The 24,503-nt window shown below is 48.1% G+C and carries 23 protein-coding genes; 7 read left to right on the top strand and 16 right to left on the bottom strand.

Features of this window, described 5'->3' with window-relative positions:
* The gene (locus U719_RS12400; protein WP_023469117.1) at positions 1-2,268 is read right to left on the bottom strand and encodes a ribonucleoside-diphosphate reductase subunit alpha; all 2,268 of its coding nucleotides are present in this window, start codon (positions 2,266-2,268) and stop codon (positions 1-3) included.
* A gap of 701 nt (positions 2,269-2,969) precedes the next feature.
* On the opposite strand from U719_RS12400, the gene U719_RS12405 reads away from it, so the two are divergent.
* The 4 genes from U719_RS12405 to U719_RS12420 are packed head-to-tail and all read left to right on the top strand — an operon-like array spanning position 2,970 to position 5,749.
* Positions 2,970-3,209: a NifU N-terminal domain-containing protein gene (locus tag U719_RS12405; protein ID WP_023469118.1), complete on the top strand. Its 240-nt coding sequence runs from the start codon at positions 2,970-2,972 to the stop codon at positions 3,207-3,209.
* Between the two features lie 56 nt (positions 3,210-3,265).
* A complete protein-coding gene (locus U719_RS12410) occupies positions 3,266-4,060 on the top strand; it encodes a glycosyltransferase family 2 protein (protein WP_023469119.1) in 795 nt (264 codons plus the stop codon).
* A gap of 4 nt (positions 4,061-4,064) precedes the next feature.
* Positions 4,065-4,562, top strand: a complete 498-nt coding sequence (locus U719_RS12415) for an Lrp/AsnC family transcriptional regulator (protein WP_023469120.1) — start codon at positions 4,065-4,067, stop codon at positions 4,560-4,562.
* On the top strand, positions 4,559-5,749 hold the full coding sequence (locus tag U719_RS12420) for an aminotransferase (RefSeq protein ID WP_023469121.1): 1,191 nt from the start codon (positions 4,559-4,561) through the stop codon (positions 5,747-5,749). The genes U719_RS12415 and U719_RS12420 overlap by 4 nt, the downstream gene beginning before the upstream one ends.
* Before the next feature lie 41 nt (positions 5,750-5,790).
* Here the strand turns inward: U719_RS12420 and U719_RS16515 are convergent, their stop codons facing one another.
* On the bottom strand, positions 5,791-6,678 hold the full coding sequence (locus tag U719_RS16515) for a MazG nucleotide pyrophosphohydrolase domain-containing protein (protein WP_023469122.1): 888 nt from the start codon (positions 6,676-6,678) through the stop codon (positions 5,791-5,793).
* A complete protein-coding gene (locus tag U719_RS12430; protein ID WP_023469123.1) occupies positions 6,644-6,829 on the bottom strand; it encodes a hypothetical protein in 186 nt (61 codons plus the stop codon). Before U719_RS12430 ends, U719_RS16515 begins: the two co-directional genes overlap by 35 nt.
* Before the next feature lie 93 nt (positions 6,830-6,922).
* Here U719_RS12430 and ytvI point away from each other — a divergent pair, with 93 nt between their 5' ends.
* Positions 6,923-8,047: a sporulation integral membrane protein YtvI gene (ytvI, locus tag U719_RS12435; protein WP_023469124.1), complete on the top strand. Its 1,125-nt coding sequence runs from the start codon at positions 6,923-6,925 to the stop codon at positions 8,045-8,047.
* Here the strand turns inward: ytvI and U719_RS12440 are convergent.
* From U719_RS12440 to U719_RS12445, 3 genes are read right to left on the bottom strand one after another with little or no spacing between them, the layout of a single operon-like run.
* Entirely contained in the window at positions 8,027-8,695 is a 669-nt protein-coding gene (locus tag U719_RS12440) for a DUF429 domain-containing protein (protein WP_023469125.1), read from the bottom strand. The genes ytvI and U719_RS12440 overlap by 21 nt on opposite strands.
* Positions 8,676-8,846, bottom strand: coding sequence for a hypothetical protein (locus U719_RS16865; RefSeq protein WP_023469126.1), 171 nt, complete (start codon positions 8,844-8,846; stop codon positions 8,676-8,678). The genes U719_RS12440 and U719_RS16865 overlap by 20 nt, the downstream gene beginning before the upstream one ends.
* A complete protein-coding gene (locus U719_RS12445) occupies positions 8,843-10,255 on the bottom strand; it encodes a leucyl aminopeptidase (RefSeq protein WP_023469127.1) in 1,413 nt (470 codons plus the stop codon). The genes U719_RS16865 and U719_RS12445 overlap by 4 nt, the downstream gene beginning before the upstream one ends.
* A 353-nt stretch (positions 10,256-10,608) precedes the next feature.
* Here U719_RS12445 and ptsP point away from each other — a divergent pair, with 353 nt between their 5' ends.
* Complete coding sequence (gene ptsP / locus U719_RS12450) at positions 10,609-12,333, top strand: phosphoenolpyruvate--protein phosphotransferase (protein ID WP_023469128.1); 1,725 nt, start codon at positions 10,609-10,611, stop codon at positions 12,331-12,333.
* 108 nt (positions 12,334-12,441) lie between these two features.
* Here ptsP and U719_RS12455 read toward each other — a convergent pair whose 3' ends face one another.
* The 6 genes from U719_RS12455 to U719_RS12480 form a co-directional block, all read right to left on the bottom strand.
* The gene (locus U719_RS12455; RefSeq protein ID WP_023469129.1) at positions 12,442-13,959 is read right to left on the bottom strand and encodes an MDR family MFS transporter; all 1,518 of its coding nucleotides are present in this window, start codon (positions 13,957-13,959) and stop codon (positions 12,442-12,444) included.
* Positions 13,960-14,112: 153 nt separating this feature from the next.
* Positions 14,113-16,221, bottom strand: coding sequence for a glucose-specific PTS transporter subunit IIBC (ptsG, locus tag U719_RS12460; RefSeq protein ID WP_023469130.1), 2,109 nt, complete (start codon positions 16,219-16,221; stop codon positions 14,113-14,115).
* Between the two features lie 130 nt (positions 16,222-16,351).
* A complete protein-coding gene (ptsG, locus tag U719_RS12465; RefSeq protein ID WP_023469131.1) occupies positions 16,352-17,875 on the bottom strand; it encodes a glucose-specific PTS transporter subunit IIBC in 1,524 nt (507 codons plus the stop codon).
* Between the two features lie 217 nt (positions 17,876-18,092).
* Positions 18,093-18,950, bottom strand: a complete 858-nt coding sequence (glcT, locus tag U719_RS12470; RefSeq protein ID WP_023469132.1) for a glucose PTS transporter transcription antiterminator GlcT — start codon at positions 18,948-18,950, stop codon at positions 18,093-18,095.
* A gap of 101 nt (positions 18,951-19,051) precedes the next feature.
* Positions 19,052-19,369, bottom strand: coding sequence for a YuiB family protein (locus U719_RS12475; RefSeq protein WP_023469133.1), 318 nt, complete (start codon positions 19,367-19,369; stop codon positions 19,052-19,054).
* Between the two features lie 81 nt (positions 19,370-19,450).
* Positions 19,451-20,662, bottom strand: a complete 1,212-nt coding sequence (locus U719_RS12480) for an NAD(P)/FAD-dependent oxidoreductase (RefSeq protein WP_023469134.1) — start codon at positions 20,660-20,662, stop codon at positions 19,451-19,453.
* A 243-nt stretch (positions 20,663-20,905) separates the two neighbouring features.
* Between U719_RS12480 and U719_RS12485 the strand changes: the two genes are divergently transcribed.
* A complete protein-coding gene (locus U719_RS12485) occupies positions 20,906-21,904 on the top strand; it encodes an NAD(P)/FAD-dependent oxidoreductase (RefSeq protein ID WP_023469135.1) in 999 nt (332 codons plus the stop codon).
* Positions 21,905-22,146: 242 nt separating this feature from the next.
* On the opposite strand, the gene U719_RS12490 is transcribed toward U719_RS12485, so the two are convergent.
* The 4 genes from U719_RS12490 to U719_RS12505 all read right to left on the bottom strand — a co-directional run bounded on the left by U719_RS12490 (position 22,147) and on the right by U719_RS12505 (position 24,469).
* Positions 22,147-22,638 carry a GNAT family N-acetyltransferase gene (locus tag U719_RS12490; RefSeq protein ID WP_023469136.1) on the bottom strand — a complete coding sequence of 164 codons (492 nt, stop codon included), beginning with the start codon at positions 22,636-22,638 and terminating at the stop codon, positions 22,147-22,149.
* Positions 22,635-23,126, bottom strand: coding sequence for a GNAT family N-acetyltransferase (locus tag U719_RS12495; RefSeq protein WP_235147676.1), 492 nt, complete (start codon positions 23,124-23,126; stop codon positions 22,635-22,637). Before U719_RS12495 ends, U719_RS12490 begins: the two co-directional genes overlap by 4 nt.
* Before the next feature lie 8 nt (positions 23,127-23,134).
* The gene (locus U719_RS12500) at positions 23,135-24,001 is read right to left on the bottom strand and encodes an NAD-dependent epimerase/dehydratase family protein (RefSeq protein ID WP_035396393.1); all 867 of its coding nucleotides are present in this window, start codon (positions 23,999-24,001) and stop codon (positions 23,135-23,137) included.
* Positions 24,002-24,118: 117 nt separating this feature from the next.
* The gene (locus U719_RS12505) at positions 24,119-24,469 is read right to left on the bottom strand and encodes an iron-sulfur cluster assembly accessory protein (protein WP_023469139.1); all 351 of its coding nucleotides are present in this window, start codon (positions 24,467-24,469) and stop codon (positions 24,119-24,121) included.
* Between the last annotated feature and the right edge of the window lie 34 nt (positions 24,470-24,503).

Genomic DNA, 24,503 nt, shown 5'->3' on the forward strand with positions numbered 1-24,503 from the left:
TTATGATGAACACGATTCACATTCGTCGATTTCAACCGTCGTCGAACGCGTGTAGTAGATCGTCTTCATCCCGAGTTGCCATGCTTCCATGTGCATCTCGAGTAACTCTTTCGCCTTGACGTTATTTTTCACGTACAAATTGAAACTGATCGCTTGGTCGATGTGACGCTGACGCGAAGCATTTTGACGAATGCTCCATAGTTGGTCAATCTCAAACGCTGATTTATAGAACCAGTTCGTTTCCGGTGTTAAATCCGGAACAGTGACTGGAATCTTATAGTTTTTCTTCTCTTCCGAGTAGACTTTTTTGTAGATTGGATCAATCGATGCCGTACTACCCGCAATGATCGCCGTTGATGAGTTCGGTGCGACTGCCATCAAGTAAGCATTACGCATTCCGTACGCCGTGATGTCCGCTTGGAGACGATCCCAATCAAGTTCATCCGTCGTTTTATAGTGGCGACGTTTGATGTACTCTCCTGTTTGCCATTCTGAACCCTCGAAGAGACGGTACGCACCCTTCTCTTTCGCAAGTTGCATCGACGCATCGATCGTCAAGTAAGCGATCTTCTCGTAGAGACGGTCTGCGTATTGTACCGCTTCGACCGATTCCCAACGGATACCTTCGAGTGCAAGCAGATGGTGCCAACCGAATGTGCCAAGACCAACAGCACGGTATTTTTGATTCGTCAATTGCGCTTGCGGAACATCGATCGTATTCAAGTCGATGACGTTATCAAGCATCCGCATTTGAATCGGAATCAATCGCTCTAAGACGTCAGAACGAACTGCACGTGCAAGTGCAATCGATGATAAATTACAGACGACGAAGTCCCCTGGTGTCTTCGTGACGATGATTTTACCGTCTTCCGTGTATTCTTCCGTCACGGTCGTCGGGCTCATGTTCTGCATGATTTCCGAGCACAGGTTTGACGAGTAGATCATCCCTGCATGTTTATTCGGGTTCGCACGGTTAACGGCGTCACGGAAGAACATATATGGCGTCCCGGTCTCGAGTTGCGAACGCATGTAGCGTTTGACGAGATCGATTGCCGGAACTGTTTTTTTGCTGAGACGCGGTTCGTTGACACACGCTTCGTATCGTTCCGTGAAGCTGCCCCCTTGTTCCGTCTCATCGAAGTAATCTTCAAGGCTGAAGCCCATAACGGTACGAATTTCATGTGGGTCAAACAAATGCCAGTCTTCTCGTGCTTCGACGGCACGCATGAAACGGTCCGGTAAGTTGACACCTGTGAACAAGTCGTGTGTCCGAAGTCGCTCATCCCCATTGTTGAGCTTCGCGTCCAGGAATTCGAGGATATCTTTATGCCAGATGTCGAGGTACACCGCGATCGATCCTTGGCGCATACCGAGCTGATCGACGCTGACTGCCGTGTTGTTCAATTGTTTCATCCACGGGATGACACCGCTTGAGACACCTTTGAAGCCTTTGATGTCTGAGCCGCGTGAGCGAATCTTACCCATGTAGACGCCGATTCCGCCGCCACCTTTAGAAAGTGTCGCCACGTCCGTGTTCGAGTCGTAGATGCCGCGTAGCGAATCATCGACTGTATCGATGAAACATGAAGAAAGTTGACCGTAAGACTTACCAGCATTCGAAAGCGTCGGAGTCGCAACTGTCATGTAGAGATTCGACAATGCCCAGTAAGACTCTTTGACGAGTTCTAAACGACGTTCTTTCGGTTCGTTTTGCATCAGTGTCATCGCGATGACCATGAATCGTTCTTGTGGTAGCTCGTACAAGTTTTTGACGTGATCACGTGCGAGGTACCGGTCTGCCAGTGTTCGAAGACCAATGTATGTGAACAAGTGGTCGCGGGATGGATCGATCGTTGCCGACAGTTCGTTGATGTCTTCCTTCGAATACGCATCTAGTAAATGTTTCGTGAAGATGCCGATCTCTGTCAGTTTTTCAATCAGCGTATACAGCGAACCATACCGTTCTTCTGCTGCATATCCGCGATTTTCACCTGCTTCAAGGTATAACCGATTTAAGTAAGTCGCTGTCGCTACGAATGTCCAGTTCGGCTCTTCTGCCTTTAACATATCGAGTGCGTGCATCGTTAACAGTTCATAGACTTGATCGGCTTGTAGGGATTTTCCTTCAAGCGCTCGGATGGCACGTTCAGTATAGCGGTCGATATCAAGCTCCGGATACGTTTCCGTTGCTTGTCTAATCACGACATATACGTCTTCTATTGTCATTGCACCTTTAAAGATGCGTGCTGTATTCAGTGGAGATGCCACTATGAACCACTCCTTCTGTTCGTAAAAATAAGTCGCCAGACGACATTACAGTTTTTAAAATTCATAAATAAATTTTTTTAAAATACAAAACAATTTATTTATATGAATTATAAATTTAAGTACCGCTACAAAGAGAACCCGTCATGACCGGATATATAGTGTTTTTATCACTATATATCCGGTCATGACGGTCTTTAAACGCATTTCTCTATATATTGACCCTAATAAACTGTAATTCGTCTTCAAGATACAATATGTAGATTAAACGTAGATTTTTTTTTATACAAACCTTGACTTTTTTAAAGTGAGAGAGGATAGCGAAATACCGTTTTGCCTCTCCCCTTCACAGAGCGATTTAACGTCACATTAAGATATCATAAAATAAGAAAATATTTTATTTTCAAGTTCATTCGAACTGATTATGAACAATCGTTTTTTCACTTTTTTTACAACTGCCATAATCGTTTGTAATTCAAGTAAGTTTTTAGTTTAATATCAAAACAAAAAAAATCATTCGGGAATACTAAGTGAACAAAATGTATCCTTGAGATATCTGCTATACTAAACTTATTGAAAGTTTATAATCAAGTTAGATTACTCAAGCAAATTACTTTATTATAAACTGCTAAATTTCAAACTAATGATACTGAAAGTAATACCTATCATCTAAACATGGATGTACGTTGAAAGGAGCTTACCTCATGCAAGTCGATTACACACCAAATCCGAATTCCGTCAAAATCACGCTCGAAGAACAGCGCTTCGGTGCTAAAAGTACGAGTGTCAAAAAAGAAGATACACCTGAAGATGCGTTGCTCGCATCACTGATCGCCCTTGATGGCATCGACAATCTATTCGCTTACGGCGACTTCGTGACGGTTACGAAAGAACCAGAAGCAGAATGGAACGAACTGCTACCACGCATTGAAGCAAACATGTAAAAAACAAGAAGACACCTGTTCCTGGACAGGTGTCTTTGTTCAAGGAGCGATCACTGATGCCAACCGTATCCATCATCATTCCGACGTATAATCGTCCTCGTGAATTAGCAGAAGCGCTAGAAGCATTGACGCGTCAACACTATCAAGACTTCGAAGTCATCGTCTTAAACAATAATGGAGACGATGTCTCAGCAGTGACGGCTGCCTATCAGGACCGTCTTCAACTGACCTATGTCGCGTTACCTGAAAACCATCATGTTCGTGCTCGAAATCATGGTGTCACGCTCGCTTCCAGTCGGTATATCTTACTTCATGACGACGACGACCTCTTATTACCGAGTCACCTCGAAGAAGCGGTCGGCGATCTCGAAGCTGGTGCTGATCTCACCTATACGGACGCGGAGCTCTTTACGTATCGCTGGGAAGGCGATCACCGTATCGCACTTGATTCTGAGCCGTTCGCATATCCGTACGATCCGGAGACGATTCGAGAAGACTCGACATATATTCCGTCCGGGTCGCTCTACCGTAAATCGCTCCACGATCAACTTGGTCTGTTTGACGAAGACGTCTTCAATTACTGGGACTGGGACTGGATTTTACGCGTCGGCAAGGATCATTTAATACTGCACCCGGCGCGCGCGACCGTCTTATATGCTTTCAATCCATCAGGTAATCATGAATCCGCACGTCAGGATGCAGCGCGACGCGTCTTTTTTGAACGCCTCGTTGAAAAACACCAACTTCCGACAAATGAAATGAAGAACTTCCATATCGTCCAGGCTGAGCGACGCGAACGATTGCGCCAGACCCGCCGTACCTTCAATGGTCAATTGACAGAAAGTGAGTGATCCCATGTACACCGAAAAACAACTCGAATTATTAGCATTATTAACACAAAATGGTCCGATGGACTTGGACTTGCTTGCGCAAATGCTCGACTGGGAAGCGTCAGAAGTAGCCGCTTCGATCGAGACATTCAAACGCGACGGTGTCCTACTCGGTTACACTGCTGTCATCGACTGGCAAAAGATTCATGCCCATCATGGCGTGACGGCTTTCATCGATGTCAAAGTCACACCGAAACGTGGACGCGGTTTTGACGAGGTAGCGGAGCGGATCCATCGTTTCCCGGAAGTGACGTCCCTCTATTTGATGTCAGGCGCATATGACTTACAAGTCGTCCTTGATGGCAAATCGCTACAAGAAGTCTCTCAATTCGTCTCGGAAAAATTATCGACGCTCGACTCCGTCATCTCGACGACGACCCATTTCCGCTTGAAGACCTACAAGCACGATGGTGTCCTCTTCAGTCAGGATGATGACGACAAACGATTGAAGGTGTCTCCATGAAGTCTCTATCTGAACGTGTCGAACAGTTAGCCCCATCCGGCATCCGTCGTTTCTTTGATTTAGCAGGATCGATGGAAGACGTCATCTCCCTTGGTGTCGGCGAACCTGATTTCGTCACGCCATGGAATGTTCGCGAAGCGAGCTTCGCAGCACTCGAACAAGGCTATACAGCGTATAGTGCCAACGCCGGTTTACTAGAACTACGTCAAGAAATTGCAACTTACATGCAAGAAAAATTCGCTATCTCCTATTCAACGACGGATGAGATCATCGTCACGACCGGTGCCTCAGAAGGACTTGATCTCGCCTTTCGTAGTTTGATCAATCCAGGAGATGAAGTCATCGTTGTTGAACCGGCATTCGTTTCGTATGCTCCCTTGATCGAACTCGTTGGAGGCATTCCCGTCGCTGCTGCGTGTCACGCAGAAGATGGTTTTGCGATTCAACCGGAAACGATCGAACATTTGCTAACAGATAAGACGAAAGCGATCATTTTCTGTTTCCCATCGAATCCGACAGGCTCGACGATGTCGCGTGATCAATTAGCGGACCTAGCGTTACTCGTCCAAAAGCATGATCTATACGTCATCAGTGACGAGATCTACGCGGAACTGTCCTACGAAACGGAAGCAATCTGCTTCGCGACCCTTCCCGGTATGCGGGAGCGGACGATCATCATCAACGGCTTCTCGAAAGCCTTCGCGATGACAGGCTGGCGGCTTGGTTTCACTTGCGCCCCACCTGCGATCACGCAATCGATGCTGAAGGTCCATCAATACGGCATGATGTGTGCCCCGACACTCGTTCAATTCGCGGGCATTGAAGCACTGCGTTCTCGTCATAAGACGGTCCCTGACATGGTGACGAGTTATCGGCAACGCCGGAACTACTTCGTTAAGGCGCTAAACGATGCGGGTCTTCCGACACACTTACCAGGTGGCGCTTTCTATGCCTTTCCGTACATCGGTCATACCGGACTGACGAGTGAACAGTTTGCTGAGCAACTGCTACTCGCTGAGCGCGTCGCCGTCGTTCCAGGATCCGTCTTCGGAGCAAGCGGTGAAGGTTATGTCCGGGCAAGTTATGCAAGTTCGATTGAACAACTCCAAGAAGCGATCGCTCGGATTCAGCGCTTCATGAAAAAATGGCAGACTCAAGATGAGGCAGCATCGTCTCATTCACACTAAAAAATGATCCGCCTTGCTCAAAGGAGCAGGCGGATCATTTTTTAGTCTACATAGAGAACGAGAAACATCCGATGGTCGTCTTCCGCATGATACGGCGAGATCGGACCGAGTTGTGGCGCAAAGACTTCTAAGCGATACGGTGAATCCTTGAAGTCAAGCGGTGTCCGCTCTTTGATCAAGCGTCCCATTTCGTCCGCTAGTTCTTTCACTTCAATCAAACTACGCGAGCGTTCCATCGGTGCTTCGAAGACGAATGCCTCGATCCCCTCAATCGACGCACATCGGAGGAAACGCCGGAGTGACGGCAATGCTGCTTCCATGTTATCCTCGATCGTTTGGTTCTCCTCATACACAGGGGCTCCCCAGAGGCGTGCCTCGCTTCCTGTCGCACTTCGGAAATGATCAATCGTCTCTTCCGTGATGGGATCACGCGTCAACGCGAAGCGTGTTTTATCCCGCTTCAGATTCTTTTCATTCGTCCGGTCGATTTCTGTCAGTAAATCCAATTGAAGTGGTCGTGCTAACCGAAACAGTTCGCGTTGCAGACGTGCTAAGGAATGACCAATCGGAACAATTGTGTCTTTCGCTTTCGGAGGTTTATCCCCTTCATAACCGTTCATGACACGTGCGATTTGTCCGGCCTCATGCACGAGTCGATAAAACGAACCGTCCTGATCATCGTTTGCTGTATCAAGCGTCTCATGCTGTGCTGCAAGATCCGCCACGTATTGATTTGCAAGGCAGGTCGAGATCATCAAGACATCGACCAGCTCCAAGCGAAGGGCTTCTAAATCATTTTGTTCCAGTGCTTCACCGACTTCACCGACTTCTTCCGTCAGGCGTGCGAGACCAGATAGTGGTCGAAAATAACCGCCGAGTGAGCGAATCGTCGCATCAACCTTTTGTTGTAGTGTCTTCATCTGTTCCATCTGTCTGACCCTCCACGATTGCTTGGCGTACGTGCCTTTCTGTCTCTTGTTTGACGCGTTGTGCATACGCCTGATTTTTCTTCCATTCCCGGATTCCGACAGATGTCGCAGCAATCAACGCAGCTATTAGTCCGATTTCTCTTTTACGCATCGAGATCTCCTCCTTTTGAATGACTCGTAATCTATCTAAACATGATATGATGATATCAATAAATTCTACATAATCCAGTAAGAGGTGTTGCTTGTGTCGACTGAACGTCTTTGGCAAATGGCCCGGTTCCTGACGGTGATCTTCGCCTTCTTAGTTGGTGGATGGTTACTCATCCGCCTCTCGTCCATCTTATATCCATTCGTCTTTGCGTTTCTGCTTGCCCTTTTCAGCCGACCGCTCGTTGATTTCTTCCAAAAGCGGTTACGGATCAATCGTGGATGGGGTGCATTGTTATCGATCATTTTGATCAGTGGCCTATTAGTTGGGTCGCTCGCCTTGATCATCATGCAGTTGATTCGCGGTCTTGTGTTCGTCGCCAATCAATTACCGGCGCAAATTCAAGAGTTAAGCCTGTATTTTCAAAAGCTGTACAATGAAAAACTGGCACCCATCTGGAACGATGCTTCGGAAGCCTTACGCTCACTAGAGCCATCGCAACAAAATACGGTTCAAAACAGTATCCAATCTCTCGGTAGTTCACTTGCGAGTGCGATTGGCGAAGGATCAAAAAGTATCGCCATGATGCTACAGACAGTCCTTGCGACGTTACCATCGATTGCACTGATTTTCGTCATCGTCCTACTCGCTTGGTTCTTCATCGCAAAAGATTGGCACCAATACGAGATGCGATTGAAACGTTATGAGATGCTTCCTTGGTTCGCTCGTTTCGAGTCGGTCTTCCTGAGCTTACGATCTGCCTTATTCGGCTATCTCAAAGCGCAGCTCACGTTAATCACGATCACGTTCTTCATCGTTTTGATCGGTTTGTTCATCATTGGTGTCGAGCATCCGTTCGCAGTTGCTTTTATCGCTGCCTTTTTTGATATCTTGCCGTATCTTGGCACCGGTTCCGTCTTCCTGCCTTGGATTGCCTATTCAATCATCACGGGCGATACGACACTTGCGATTGGACTCGGGATTCTATACGCTCTCGTCATTCTGCAGCGTAACATCATGGAACCGAAAATCGTCGGCGATAATATCGGGATTCAACCAATCACGGCGTTGATTGCGCTGTTCGTCGGGATCAAATTCTTTGGTGTCTTCGGACTGATTCTCGGACCATTGATCGCTGTCATCCTAAAAGCACTCTACAACGCCCAGATTTTTCATTATATTTGGGACTTCGTCAAAGGATCACCCACACCATTTCGGTGAGGGTGATTTTTTGGGTACAGCTGCATATAACGGATATCCTTCCGGATCCACCGGTCGACTCGCCGGCAAGTAATCACACGGAAAACGGGCGCCCGTCGCAAGCAGACAAGCGTCAAGCCAATCATCGACCGCAACATGCGACTGACGCTGTTCCCATAACGGCGGACAATCAAAGCGCTCGAGTAATTCGATTCGTTCCGCAATGCCTTCGGTCGTTTTCTTTGAAAAGCGTGCTGGATGACCGGCGAGTCGTGCGAAACAGACTTCCGGATGGGCTTCAATCATCTCCGTTCGATATACGCTGCGGGCTTCTCGGATTTTCGGTAATAGGTACCACGCTTGTTTTGAAAGCCCGATCCCCGCATGTTGTTTGGCTAAATCATTTGCTTCCATATAGGTAGAAGCTGTCAACGCACTACGAAACGGTGCATTAAAGACACTGCTCGTCCGCCCAGGTCGTAGCTCCAGTCGCAACAGTTGATCCGTTTCCCGTCGTCCTTCCATCAAGCCGATCGGCATATCGATCCAGATCCGGTCAGCTAGCGGAATCTGAGTAAGCGTCGGTTCGACGAATCCCGTATAACGACCATTTTTGTACATAACGACGACCCACCCCGCCTTTGCCGCATCAATCCCGATGACGTGCATTCGTCTTCTCCCGGAAAGAACGCAGTAGTGATAAGACGGTGAAGATACCGATGAACGTTGCGAGACCGAGCGATAGACGATCGCGTGCATCCAAGTACCAGACGATTGTAAGAATCGTCAACAAGACACCGAGTAGATTCCAGCGTCTCATTTTTCTTGCTCGACGAATCGGTACAGACTACGGACCATGACGCCTGTCGCTCCTTTTGGACCAATCTCAGACGCTTGATTTTGTTCCGATGTTCCTGCGATATCGAGGTGCAACCAAGGTGTGTCACCGACGAATTCACCGACGAACGCACCACCGAAGATCATATGTCCCATTCGTCCTGGTGAATTGTTCAAGTCTGCGACTTCCGAACGGCGGACTTGTTTAATGAACGCATCGACATACGGCATTTGCCAGACCATCTCATTCGTCTCTTTCGTCACCTGTTCAAAGCGTTCGTAAAGTGACGCATCGTTTGTCAACGCACCTGTGATTTCTGTTCCAAGCGCGACAAGGACACCACCTGTCAACGTTGCGAGATCGATGATCGCTTTAGGTTGATATTCTTTGACGTACGTGACTGCGTCAGCAAGGACAAGCCGTCCTTCCGCATCCGTGTTCAGGACTTCAATCGTTTTTCCTGCCATCGACGTGATGACGTCATCCGGCTTGAAGGCATCCCCGGAAATCATGTTATCGGTTGCTGGAATGACACCGATGACGTGAACATCTGGCTTCAGTTGACCGAGTGCTTCGAACAGACCAAGAACGGCTGCTGCGCCTCCCATGTCGCCTTTCATTCCGACGATCCCGTCTTTCGGTTTGATGGAATAACCACCTGTATCGAATGTGACACCTTTTCCGACGACCGCGATCGGTGCTTCTGCTGATCCTTTATATTCAAGGACGATCAATTTCGGTGGAATGACGGATCCTTGGTTAACGGCAAGCAAGGCGCCCATCCCGAGTGCTTCCATCTCTTCCTTATCGATGATTCGGAGATCATGTCCATGACGTTCGGCGATGAAACGTGCTTCGTCCGCAAGCGCTGGCGCCGTCAAAAGATTCCCTGGCATCGTTACGAGACGACGCGCTAAGTTCGTCGCTTCGCCCAAGGCCGTACCACGAAGGACGGCTTCGTCATCAGAAGGTAAAACCGTCAGATGTAACGTATACGCTTTCGAAGGCGACGTCTTATAATGTTTGACCTCATATGTAGCGAGGGTGAACGTCTCGGCAATCAGCTCGACTGGTTGCCCTGGGAATGTCGTTGCATCGACTGTGACATGTTCTAAGCGACGTGCTTTGACATGCTGTGCCGCTTTTCCGAGCAAGCGGCGTAAATCGTCTTGCGAGAGCTGATCAACTTTCCCGAGTCCAACGAACAGTACACGTGCGACGTCGCCCGCTAATGTTGGCAATAGACGTAGTTCTCCTCGTTTCGTTGAAATATCGCCTTGACGAACCCACTCTTCTAGTTTGTCACCATACAGTGCTTGTAACCGTTCATCGAGCGGTTGATTTCCAGAAATCCCGACAACGAGTACATCTACGGATTGATTCGTTTGCATATAAAACTCCCCCTTTGACTAGTATCTATTAGTATGAAGTGTTTTCAGTCATTTTCCAACTAATAGCCTCTCGACTTACCGCAAACGCTTTCACTACTTCTGTTCGACAATTTGTCGAAATGCTTGGTTTCAAACAATTGTTGCCCGTTTCACAATATGATAGGATTATACAGGTGAAATGTTGAGACACTTCAAGAAACGATGCGTTTGCTGTTCCGGGAAATGTCTACGTTTTCATTCAAGGGAGAGTGCGCAGAAGGCTCGTTAAGAGAGAGGCGTTTATGGGTATCTATAGATAGCTAAGAAACGAAGTCGTCGCGTTAAAAAAACTTACTGAAAAGAGGGTAATGCACATGGCACAACATATCAAGGGAATTGGCGCTTCTGCAGGGATCGCGATTGCAAAAGCATTCGTGATGGAAACACCGGTCTTTGAGATTCCATCGCACAAAATCGAGGATGCAGCTGCGGAAAAAGAACGTTTCCAAGCAGCGATCGCAAAATCGAAGACAGAACTCGAAGTCATTCGTGAAAATACCTTACAAGAATTAGGTCCAGATAAAGCGGAGATCTTCTCGGCTCACCTTCTCATCTTAGAAGATCCGGAAATCGTCAGTCAGGTGAACGCAAAAATCGAGGACGAGCAAGCAAATGCTGCAAAAGCACTCGATGAAGTCGCAAACATGATGGTCATGATTTTCGAATCGATGGATAACGAATACATGCGCGAACGTGCAGCAGACGTTCGTGACGTCACAAAACGGACGATGGCTCACCTTCTCGGTATCACGTTCGTCACTCCAGCTCAAATCAATGAAGAAGTCATCATCATCGCTGAAGACTTGACTCCTTCGGATACAGCTCAATTGAACCGTAAATATGCTAAAGGTTTCGCAACGAACATTGGTGGCCGGACATCGCACTCTGCCATCATGTCACGTTCACTCGAAATCCCAGCAGTCGTCGGAACAAAAGTTGTTTTAACGGACGTGAAACACGGCGATCTTCTCATCCTTGACGGTGCAGAAGGTGACGTCATCGTCAACCCAAGCGAAGAGCAAGTGGCTGAGTATGAAGCAAAACGCGCAGCATACATCGCACAAAAAGAAGAGTGGAAAAAACTCAAGAACGAAAAAACAATGACAGCTGACGGTCATCACGTCGAGCTCGCTGCAAACATCGGTACACCAAACGATGTCAAAGGCGTTTTGGATAACGGTGCAGAAGCAGTCGGTCTCTACCGTACGGAATTCCTCTACATGGATGCAGAGACGTTCCCAACGGAAGACGAGCAGTTCACAGCTTACAAAACGGTTCTCGAGTCAATGGGCGATAAAAAAGTCGTCATCCGGACACTGGATATCGGTGGCGATAAAGAATTGTCGTACCTTGATCTCCCACACGAGATGAACCCGTTCCTCGGTTACCGTGCGATCCGTCTCTGCCTTGACCAAACAGACTTGTTCCGTACACAATTGCGCGCACTTCTTCGTGCAAGTGCATACGGTAAACTCGCTGTCATGTTCCCGATGATCGCAACGATCGAAGAGTTCCGTGCTGCAAAAGCACTTCTCCTTGAAGAGAAAGCAAACCTTCAAGCTGAAGGCGTTACGGTATCGGAAGACATCGAAGTCGGTATGATGGTTGAAATCCCAGCAACAGCAGTCATGGCTCGTCAGTTCGCAAAAGAAGTCGACTTCTTCTCTGTTGGAACGAACGATTTGATTCAATACACGATGGCGGCAGACCGGATGAACGAAAAAGTATCATACCTGTACCAACCGTTCAACCCAGCGATCTTGAACCTCTTGAACAACGTAATCACTGAAGCACACAAAGCAGGCAAATGGGTCGGCATGTGTGGTGAGATGGCAGGAGAAGAATTGGCACTCCCAATCCTTCTTGGTCTTGGTCTCGATGAGTTCTCAATGTCAGCATCATCTGTTCTTCGCGCTCGTAGCTTGATGACACGTCTCAACAAGTCAGAATGTGAAGCAATCGTTGAGCAAGTGCTTGATATGGATACAGCAGAAGAAGTCGTCGACTTCCTCAGCACGACTTTCGACATCAAAAAATAAGTTCTGTCAGACGAATCTGGAACAATCCAGGTTCGTCTTTTTTTGTCTAATTCAACAAAAAAACAACGCCTCTTTCTTATAAGAAAGAAGACGTTGTTGAAATGGTGATTATTGAGCTTGTTTCTTCTTCGCTGGAGTAGCTTGTTCCGACAAAATCGGACGCTCGTTCCCCATCAAGAAGATAAAGATGACACCGAGTACTGCTGGAATCAACGCCCAGAAATAGACGGTTGAGATCGATTCTGCAAGCGACGTCTTAATTGCTGTCGCAACTTCTGGTGGCATCTTCGCAAACGCAGCAGCCGTTGGGAACTGTCCACCGGACGGCGCTCCACCTTGCGGCAACCGATCCGTTACAGCTGACGCGAACGTCCGTGATTGGATGATTCCGAGAACCGTGACACCAAGCGTCATCCCGATTGTCCGGAATGTTGAGCCCATCGAGGTCGCTGCGCCCCGACGTTGCATCTCGATGCCGTTGATACTCGCTAGATTCAATAGAGAGAAACTGAAGCCAACACCAAATCCGAGAATGATCATATAAATCGTTACCGCTGTCCGCGATGTCTCAAGCGTCATCGTACTAAGAAGATAGACACCGAGTAGGAAGAAGACCGCTGAGACGATCATGACGTTGCGGAATCCAAACTTGTTCGGCAACTGTCCACCGAGCTGCGCCGAGATGACCGAGGCAATCAACATCGGCATCAGGATCAGACCGGAATTCGTCGCACTGCCACCAAAGACACCTTGCACGAAAATTGGAATAAACACACTCGCCGAGATGAAGACGAATCCATAAAAGAACGCCACGCCTTGTGTTGCCGCAAATAAGCGACGGCGGAATAGACTAAACGTAATGACGGGATCCGCGGCACGTCGTTCAGCAAATGCGAAGGCAACGAACGCGACGAGCGCTGCTCCGAACAGACCAAGAATTTGTGGCGAAGACCATGCATACTCTTTGCCACCCATTTCGAGCGCGAGTAAGAATAACACCAATCCGGCGACAAGCGTAAACGCACCGACATAGTCGATTTTCTGTGTCCGGTGCACCGGTGATTCCTGATAGAAGACCGTCACGAGACCAAGGGCAATCAAACCAAGTGGAATATTAATGTAGAACACCCAGCGCCAGTCGAGGGAATCCGTCAATACGGCACCAAGCAACGGTCCGAAGATACTCGAGATGCCGAAGACCGCTCCAAACAACCCACTGACTTTCCCCCGTTTTTCCGGTGGGAAGATATCAAAGATGATTGTAAAGGCGATCGGCATCAACGCCCCACCACCGAGCCCTTGCAAGGCACGATAGGCAGACAGCTCAATGATCGAGTCTGCCATTCCACATAAGATACTTCCCACCATGAAGAGGAGCATCCCAAAGAGGAAGAAGCGTTTTCTTCCATACATGTCACTCAGTTTACCGAAGATCGGCATCCCAGCAACGGTTGCGATCATGTAAGCCGACGTGACCCATGCATACTGATCAAACCCATTCAGTTCACTGACAATCGTCGGCATCGCTGTCGCAACGATCGTGTTATCCATTGCTGCGACTAAAATTCCAATCAATAATCCGATGACGACAGGTGTCGTATTCGTTTTTGTTGTAGTCGAAGACATCGACGCACCTCATTTCTCAAAAAATTAGCTAACTCTTATAATAGCTAACTCATTGTATCATCATATGTGCAAAATCTCATTATCAAATGTGCTCTACGATCGTTTCACACAAAAAAAGACGAATCGCTCAGAGCGATCCGTCGCTTTTCTTCTTTACTCTACACGATACGAAATCGCTTCTCCGGCTTCGACCGTCCGTCCGACATCAACGTCGACTTTTCGATCGCCGCTGTTCGTGACGATGATTGGTGTCAGTAATGATGGTACGAGTGGTCGTACTTGTTCAAGATCGACATTGAGAAGTGGTGTCCCCGGTTCGACACGATCGCCGGCTTTCGCCAATGCCTCGAATCCTTTTCCTTCGAGTGACACCGTATCAATACCGATGTGAATCAAGATCTCATCTCCATTATCCGCAAGAATACCGATCGCGTGTTTCGTCGGGAAGAATGTCGTGATCTCACCAGAGACTGGAGAGACAACATATCCTTCCGTTGGTTCGATCGCATATCCGTCACCCATCATTCGACCGGAGAAGACTTGATCCGGTACATCATCGAGAGAACGAATGATACCGCTCAGTGGTGCGACATATCCATCTTCAGGCACGTAAGCCCCACCACGATCCCCAGCGAGTGGACCGGTATCTGCTGTAGTTCCAGAAGTGCGCGCTTCGTCTCCCGTTGGTACTTGTGGAATTGGATCGGCTTCCGGTGTTTCTTTTGGTTTATAGTTTGGATCTTTCATGATGTCTGCCATCTCTGTCTTGATTCCGTCAGATTTCGGTCCAAAGATCGCCTGGACGTTATCTCCGACTTCAAGAACACCGGCAGCACCAAGTTCTTTCAAGCGGTCCTTGTTGACGCCTGATTTATCATTAACCGTAATCCGAAGTCGTGTGATACAAGCATCGAGGTGCTTGATGTTTGATGGACCACCGAATGCTTGTAGAATTTCATACGGTAGATCGCCGGCTTGTGCCGTTGAGGTAGCGGCACCTTCTTTTATCGCTTCGCGTCCCGGAATCTTCAGATCAAACTTCGTAATGACGAAACGGAATCCGAAGTAATAGATGACGGCGAAGACAAGTCCGACTGGAATGACGAGCCACCACGAGGTTCGGTTCGGTAGAATCCCGAATAACGTGTAGTCAATCAATCCACCGGAGAACGTCATCCCGATCTTGACGTTCAGTAAATCCATGATCATGAATGAAAGACCAGCAAAGACAGCGTGAACGGCAAACAAGAGAGGTGCAACGAAGACGAAGGAGAACTCGACTGGCTCCGTGATACCAGTCAGGAAAGAAGTCAACGCAGCTGAGAAGTAAAGACCTTCGACGGCTTTACGACGATCCTTCGCAACGGTATGGTACATCGCAAGACAGGCTGCCGGCAGACCGAACATCATGAATGGATATTTCCCGGTCATATACGTCCCTGCTGTAAATGGTACACCGTCCTTCAATTGTGCGAAGAAGATTCGCTGATCCCCATTGATGATCGTTCCAGCTTTATCCGTGTATTCCCCGAACTGGAACCAAAAACTTGAGTACCAAATATGATGAAGACCAAACGGAATCAATGAACGTTCGACGAGTCCAAAGATGAAGGCAGACAACGGTTCGTTTGCTTCGATGATTGTTTTTGAGAACGTATTGATACCTGTTCCAATCGGTGGCCAAATATACGACAAGGCAAACCCGGCAACAAGACTAAATAAGGCAGTTGCAATCGGAACAAAACGTTTCCCTGCGAAGAATCCGAGGAAATCAGGCAGTTTGATTTTAAAGAATTTATTATAACTGTACGCTGCTATCAAACCTGCAATGATCCCTCCGAATACCCCCATTTGCAAGGTCGGTATCCCGAGGACCGTCGCATACGACAAGTCACTCGCTTTCTGTGCTTCCGTGATTTTTTCTGGTGTAATCTGTAAGAATGAACTGATGACCTTGTTCATGATCAGGAAACCGACGATCGCTGCTAGACCGGCAACCCCTTCCCCATTCGCAAGACCAATCGCGACCCCGACGGCAAACAGTAACCCGAGGTTCGCAAAGATGATGTCACCCGCATCCTGCATGACTCGCCAGATGACGACTAGCGAATCGTTCTCGAGGAACGGTAAATATTGCGTCAAGTTCGGGTTTTGAAACGCTGTCCCGAACGCGAGCAATAGCCCCGCTGCCGGCAAAATCGCTACCGGTAACATCAAGGCCTTACCGATCCGCTGTAAGACACCAAACACGTTTTTCCACATGCGTATATTCCCTCCTTTTTTAAACAAACTACTTAGTTCATACCCTAAAATATTCTAGCGCAAAACGATTCTAAAAGATTTTTCCAAAAAAAAATAAGCCCTTCCGCAGAAGGACTCATTTCTTAAAACATTAGACTGTTTTTTCTTGTTTACGTGATGCGATGACGGCTTGGATTTCAGACTTGATGTTGTCTGATTTCGGTCCGTAGATTGCTTGAACGTTGTTACCAACTTCAAGGACACCAGCAGCACCTAATTTTTTCAACTCATCTTTGTTGACTTTCGATTTGTCGAGAACTTCGACACGAAGACGTGTGATACATGCATCCAAGTGTTTGATGTTCGACTCTGAACCGAGTGCGTCAAGGATACCTTCAGCGAGTTCAGAACCTTGAACAGATGATGTTTCTTGAACTTCATCTTCACGACCTGGTGTTTTCAAGTTGAACTGACGGATCGCGAAACGGAATCCGAAGTAGTAGATGACAGAAAGTGCAAGACCGACGACGATGACGAGCCACCACTGCGTGCGTCCTGGAAGAACACCGAAGAGAAGGAAGTCAATCAAACCACCAGAGAATGTCATACCGATCTTAACGTTCAACAATTGCATTGTCATGAACGAGAGACCTGCGAAGACAGCGTGAACTGCGAACAAGATTGGAGCTACGAACAAGAATGCGAATTCGATTGGCTCTGTGATACCTGTCAAGAATGCTGTAAGTGCTGCTGATCCAAGAAGACCACCAACGACTGCACGACGCTCAGGGCGAGCTTCGTGGTACATTGCGAGTGCTGCTGCTGGAAGACCGAACATCATGAACGGGAATTTACCAGTCATGAACGTACCAGCTGTTAATGTTGCGTTGTCTTTCAATTGTGCGAAGAAGATCGCTTGGTCACCATGAACGACTGTTCCTGCTGCATTCTTGTACGAACCGAATTCGAACCAGAATGGCGCATAGAAGATATGGTGAAGACCGAATGGAATCAACGAACGCTCGATGAGACCGAAGACGAATGCTGCGAGTGTTGGGTTTTTCTCCATCATGAAGTGCGAGAACGAGTTCAAGCCATCTTGCGCAAACGGCCAGACGAATACGAGAACAAGACCTGCAACCAATGAAACAACTGCTGTGACGATTGGAACGAAACGTTTACCAGCAAAGAATCCAAGGAACTGTGGCAATTCGAGATTATGGTACTTCCCGTACGCCCAAGCTGCGATCAAACCGATGATGATACCACCGAATACCCCAGTTTGAAGTGTTGGGATACCGAGTACGTTTGCATATCCTTGACCGTTAGCAACCATTTCAGGTGTAACGCCGAGCCATACGCTCATTGTTTTGTTCATGATCAAGAATCCGACGATTGCCGCAAGTCCGGCTGCGCCGTCCCCTGCAAGACCAATCGCGACACCGACCGCGAATAAGAGTGCTAAGTTACCGAAGATGATATCCCCAGCTGCTTCCATCAATTTTGCAACCTTGATGATTGCATCATTTTTTAAGAACTCGAGTTTTGACGTCAAGTTCGGATTTTGCATCGCGTTACCGAATCCGAGTAGGATACCGGCAGCTGGCAAAATCGCTACAGGAAGCATCAACGCTTTACCGACACGTTGAAGAACAGCAAAAATCTGTTTGAACATGTGTGTTTCCTCCTTTTCCTGTTAAGAGCGAAGTATGATGAATAATGCCAATGATTGAGACGAAAAAAGTCAGACATCTGACCGTTTTTTTACAGAAAAAAATCAGGCACGAGCGGATTGTAGACAATAGACTTATCCCGTTGCATAACGGAAATAAAGCTTCTTGCCCGACATCCCACTCATGCCTGATCGTATCAGTAACACGTAGTCCGTGCGGTCATTTACCTGAATCGTACTGCACTAAGCGTTGCAGATGCATCGTAAGATACGTCGCCTCACCGCGCGGTACCGCTTTCTTCAACTGACGTTCCATGATGGACATCAGCTCCCAAGCAGTATCATAGCATAGCGGATATTCTTCACGCAATAGCTTTTCTACTTTTTCTGGAGCCTCTAGATACTCCCCATTGGAAACCCTTTCAATCGCTGAACGAAGGTGCCGAATCAGACGCTTGTAATCAAGCGATTTTCGATCGATTTTAATCTCCAGTCGCTGTTCGATATGACTAGCAATTAAACCGACGAGCTGATGATGGCGGTTGACTTCAAGTACGTCTTTGAAGTTCGTCGCCGAATGAATATGAAGTGCGATGAATCCTGTCTCCGCTGGAGGTAGGTAAAAATTCATCTCAGCACTGATGAACTCGACGATTTCTTCTGCAAGGGCGTACTCTTCCGGATACAAGGCTTCCGTTTCAGCAAGAAACGGATTCGTGACTTCCATTCCTTGTTCGAGTCGCTTGAACGTAAACGTCAAATGATCCGTCAATCCGATATGGATATGTTCGTCGACCTTTTTTCCGAAGCGTGTCTCGATCATCGAGACGATCTCGTTCATCAACGCGATGAAATTTTCATCGAGATGACCGACGAGCGCCTTATATTGATCCTGTTCTTCTTTATCCTTCAACGTGTAGACTTTTTCCAACTTGTCGAGATCTGTCAGTTGATCGCCTGGCTTCCGACCGAAGCCAATCCCTTTCGCGAGGATAATGACTTCCTGATTCGCACCAGTCGAACAAATGACGACATTATTATTCAATACCTTGATAACGTGGTACATTTGTTTATCCATTCGCTCTCAACCCAATCTGCTCTTACACATTTATTTAAAGACATTGTTTTTATTATAACGGTTTTTCAGACACGAAAAAAGCCTACTTACTCAAGTAGACTTTAAAACATTTGGTAACCGCTCTTACGCAAGAAGCGAATCGATAGACCGGCGATGATGATTCCGGCAAGACCAGCCGCGAACATCGTGATATCCGCTGTCTGTAGACCAGCAATCCGGTCCCCGAGATTCGGAATTGCTTCACGAGCATTCGTGAAGTATTCGAGCGTCGATTGGTTGTCGATCATCATGATGATGATGACCGGATAGAGTACGAGCATCACCCATGTACTCCGCAACAACATGTTTAAGATGAATCCGATACTAAAGAACATGACGAGATAAAGCACACTCCCGATCACGGCTTGAATGATATGCATACTGTTCCCCCTTTGAATCTCTTCTAGTATAACCGACAAAAAAGGCAAATGCACGAGTGTACATTTGCCTAAAACGTGAACTTAGAACTTCCCTTTTTTGATCGCAAGACCAAGCTTTTTCAGTTCGAAGAAGTGTTTGTTGTCGATGACTTTTTTCATGAACGATGCGTTACGGCCGTAAATCTTCTTACCAAAGACCATGCCGATGCCGTCTTTGTGACCAAGCGAAGCGACCGTTCCTTTGTTTTCGTACGTGAACGTCGATGTTTGACGACCCGCGATGAGTGCTGCGATGTTCTCAGCGACTTTGTGTGCTTGTTGTGTCGCGATTTGTGCAGTCGGTGGGTACGGACGGTTCGAACTTGGATCCATGACTGCTGAACAGTCACCGATCATGAAGACGTTGTCGTGTCCTGGAACACGGAGATCTTCTTCGACGACGACACGGTTACGCATCGCTTCGAAACCAGATGCTGCAACGACTGGGTTACCGCTGACGCCACCTGTCCAGATGATCGTGCTTGCTTCGATCGTCTCAGTCGTGTCACCTTGAAGCGGACCGAACGTGACGCTTCCTGGTCCACATTCCTTGATGCCGTTACCGAGTTTGAACTCGACGCCTTGACGCTCAAGCCATTTGTGTGCGTAGTTGACGAGATCAGCATCGAATCCTGGAAGGACTGTTGGTGCTGCCTCGATGTTGACGACACGAACGAGTTCGCGTGGAATGTCATATTGTTTGCACAGTTCTGGAATACGGTTGACGAGCTCACCCATGAACTCGATTCCTGTGAATCCAGCACCACCAACAACGATCGTCAAGAGTGAACGATCTTGTGATCCTGTTGTTTTGTACTGTGCGAATGAGTAATCGATATGTTCCTTGATTTTACGGACGCTGTTCAACGAGCTGATCGTCAGAGCGTGTTCCTTCAATCCTTTGATACCGAATGTTTCAGGAACGCCACCGAGAGCAACGACGACGTAATCGTAAGGAACTGTTCCGCCATCTTGTAAGAGAACCGTTTTAGCAGCCGTGTCGACTTTCTCAACGATACCTTTGACAAGTTTGACGCGTGACGGGTTGATGACATCATTGATGTAGATGCGCGCTTGCTCCGCAGACATCGTACCTGCAGCTGGTTCATGCAACCAAGTTGTTTGGTAATGATAGTCGTGTTTGTTAATCAACGTGATGTTCGCTTGATCGACGCCGAGTTTCTTTTGAAGGTTGACTGCTGTGATCAATCCACCGTAGCCCGCTCCAAGAATAACAATGTTAGGTGTGTTCATGTTCTGATACTCCTTACGAATCGTAGTTTTGTTGTGATTTTCTTCACATTCAATTACAGACGAATGCTCAAAAATTTTGTTCAAATAATGTTCACATGTCTATAAGCCTATTGAAACACTTTTCAGGAATGATTGCAAAAGAAAAATGTAATTTCCCTTAAAAAAATGTGAGATGTTCCGTACTTGCACCTTCACCCCCTACTTCCTATATAATGGACCTATCCAACGCTAGGAGGGAATCAGATGCACCAACCATATGATGTCACGATCATCGGCGGCGGTCCGGTCGGACTGTTCACCGCGTTTTATTCAGGAATGCGCCAGATGAAGACGAAGGTCATCGAGAGTCTACCTCAATTAGGTGGTCAACTCGCTACGCTTTATCCTGAAAAATATATATACGATATTGCCGGTTTTCCGAAAGTAAAAGCACAGGAACTGGTCGATCGGTTGCTTGAACAAGCAAATGAATTCGATCCGACATACGTGCTCGGTGAGACCGTCATCGCTTACGAACGGATGGATGACGGAATCATCCGCCTCGTCACGAATAAAGGCGAGCATTATACAAAGACCGTCATCTTGACGGCAGGAAACGGCTCGTTCGCTGCGCGTCCACTCGGAGTAGCGGATGCAGAACGCTTCGAAGAAACAAACTTACACTATTTCGTCAACGACATGGAACGTTTCAAGGATCGCCAAGTCGTCTTACTGGGTGGCGGTGACTCAGCAGTTGACTGGTCATTGATGCTTGAGCCGATCGCAAAATCCGTCACGCTCGTCCACCGTCGTGACAAGTTCCGTGCCCATGAACATTCGGTCGAACTGTTACACGATTCGTCCGTCAACGTCATGACGCCGTATACACTTGAATCGGTTACAGGTGAGACGCACATCGAGACGCTGACGTTCAAACATGCTGAAAGTGGTGAAGTCGTCGTCGTCGCTGCGGACGATGTCGTCTGTAACTTCGGCTTCGTCTCGTCACTCGGACCGCTCAAAGAATGGGAAGTCGAATTCGAACGCAATTCGATTCGTGTCAATTCGAAGATGGAGACTGCGATTCCGGGCGTCTTCGCTTGTGGTGATATCGCGACTTACGAAGGACGCGTCAAACTGATCGCAACGGGCTTCGGTGAAGCACCGATCGCCGTTAACCAAGCGAAACTTCTCGTTGATCCATCTGCTCGTCACCCGCAACACTCGACGAGTCTGTTCGAAAAAGTAACAAATCATTCTTGAGATAACTGAATGGCTGTAAACAAATAAGAGGTCGAATTCCGGATGACATACCGGAGTCCGACCTCTTATTTTCATGGAATCACATCGAGGACGTGACCAAACATCTTCGACTCCCACAGGAAAAGGAAGCACGATGCGTGCTTCCGTCAGGGATAGGGAAGACCCGACAGATCACATGGAATGGGAACTGGCGCGGCTTACATCCCGCCTAAGGAAAGCGAAGATGTTGAAAACGTCCGATTTCATACGGATGATCTTTTAACAGGTATCCGGTAAACCCGTTGCACGAGTTCCACCCCACCTCGCTCAATCATCGATTCTTCGAAGACCTGACCACCGAATCGCTCGTAAAACTGGCACGCTGGATTATCTCGCAAGACAGAAACCTGCATCGTCTCATATTCCGCTAAGTCCTCAGCGATGCGTTGAAACAGCGCTTTCCCAAGTCCCCGCCCTTGTGACGCTTGCAAGACATAAATCGCGTAGAGTTCCCCTTCACGCGCATCACTTCGATTCGCTCCACCTTGCGCAAAGCCAACGACTTCTTCTCCTGACACGGCAACATACACGCGCTGATTGACTAATGTCTGTTCCCATTGTTGCGTCCGTTTCACATGCGACAACTGTGCTAAATACAGATCTGGAATGATACCTTGATACGTCTCGCGCCAGGTATCAATATGAACGCGGGCGATGGCTGACGCATCTTCTAGACGTGCTTCACGGATTCTCATAACGGGATGATGAAGCGACGTGTCTCGCGTCCATTACGAACAGTCGGCTCGATTTCTTGTCCACCGTTCGCCAAGATGACACGGCGAGATGCTAGATTATCAACGCCACACGTCAGTAGTACTTGATCGAGTCCACGCTGGCGTGCTTCTTCAAGCGCAAGTCGAAGACCACTCGTCGCATATCCTTTCTGACGCTCGGATGGTCGGATGCCGTATCCGATGTGCCCGCCGTACAACTTCAAGTTCTCTGTCAAATCATGCCGGAAGTTCAGCGCACCGACGATTCGTTGCCCGTCGACCATCCAGTACGTCGAATGGGTGACAAGACCCGATCTGACCGTTGTCTCCATTTCCTTCAGTTCCGCAAAATAAGCGCCCAGTGGTTCATATGTGTCTCCGACTGCTTCCGGCACGATCGTTTCACCCGACTCTCGCCAGTCTTCTAAAAAGGCGCGATACTCTGTCTCCCACGCAAGAGTTGGTTTCATCAACTGCATCATTGGTGATTGCGCACCTCCTCTTCAATCAAACGATCGAGCCAGTCATCGACATGTTGGAACAGATAGCCGGCTTGTTTCGCAGCTGTCGTATCCATATAGAAATCGCGTTCTGGCGCAAGCGGTGATTCATCCTCTCCTTTTGCGACGAGTTGACTTGTCGTTCCCGCAACGCGGTCGATTTTATCCACTAGGTCTTGAATGGATAAGACACCGTCACTTGCAGCGTTGATCGGTCCCGTCAGTTCCGAGCGACCACACCACTCCAGAAAGGCAGCGGCTTCGTAACTTGAGATATACCCCATCTTCGCGTATGTGTTTTCGGCAACGATCGGACGCCCGTCAAGCGCCCGTTTGATATGAAAGACGAGTCGCTCCGTATAATCATCTGGTCCGAGGACGACCGGAAAACGGACCGCAACGACTGGGAACGTCGCCCGTTGGAAGAAATAACTCTCCGCTTGGCGTTTCCCTTCGCCATATCCATGTTCCTTCTCGAGGTCATATTTCCCCGGAAACGGATTATAGGCACGCTCCGTGATGTTCGCACCACCGCCTTCATAGACAGACATCGTCGACGTCAACACGTAACGTCCGACTTTTCCTTCAAACGCGTCGATCGCAAGTTTTGCTTGATACGGTGTGAAACAGATATTGTCATAGATGACATCCCAGTGCTGTTGGCTTAAGTCCTTCATCGTACTACTTGACGTCCGGTCTCCTTTAAAGAATGTCAAGCCCTTCGCAACCGGTGGCGTATGCTCGCCGCGTGTGACGATTGTCACGTCATCCCCCGAATCGGCTAACCGAATCGCAAGCCGGCGTCCGAAGTAGCGTGTTCCCCCGAAGATCAATACTTTTCTCATCCTGAAGCCCTCCCTGTTCGTAGTAGCATTCACTCTCTTAATATTTCGAGTCAACGGAACAGGTCTCCTGTATGCGGACAATAAAAAAATCGTGGACGATGTCCACGATTGGATTCATTAACAGCCACCCGGTGTCCCGGCATTCGTTGCCGTCCGGAACGATGTCCCGCAACCGCATGTTGCGATGGCATTCGGATTCGTGATCGTGAATCCGCCGCCGAGCATCGACTGCTTATAATCGATTTCCAGTCCTTTGACGACCGGGTAATCTTTTTCGTCCACGATGACGGTCACGCCGTGCTGTTCGAAAACGAGATCCGTTTCTTTCTGTTGGTCGAGTCCCATTCCGTACGACAGACCACTACATCCACCACCTTGGACGAGCATCCGAAGATTCCGTTCATCTGCTGGTGCCTGCGCCATCATGTCTTGGACTTGTAACGCTGCTGCCTCCGTTAAATGGATCATGTCATCACCTTCCTTTTCTTTAGTATACGCAACT

Source organism: Exiguobacterium sp. MH3, from assembly GCF_000496635.1.
Lineage (GTDB): Bacteria > Bacillota > Bacilli > Exiguobacteriales > Exiguobacteriaceae > Exiguobacterium_A > Exiguobacterium_A indicum.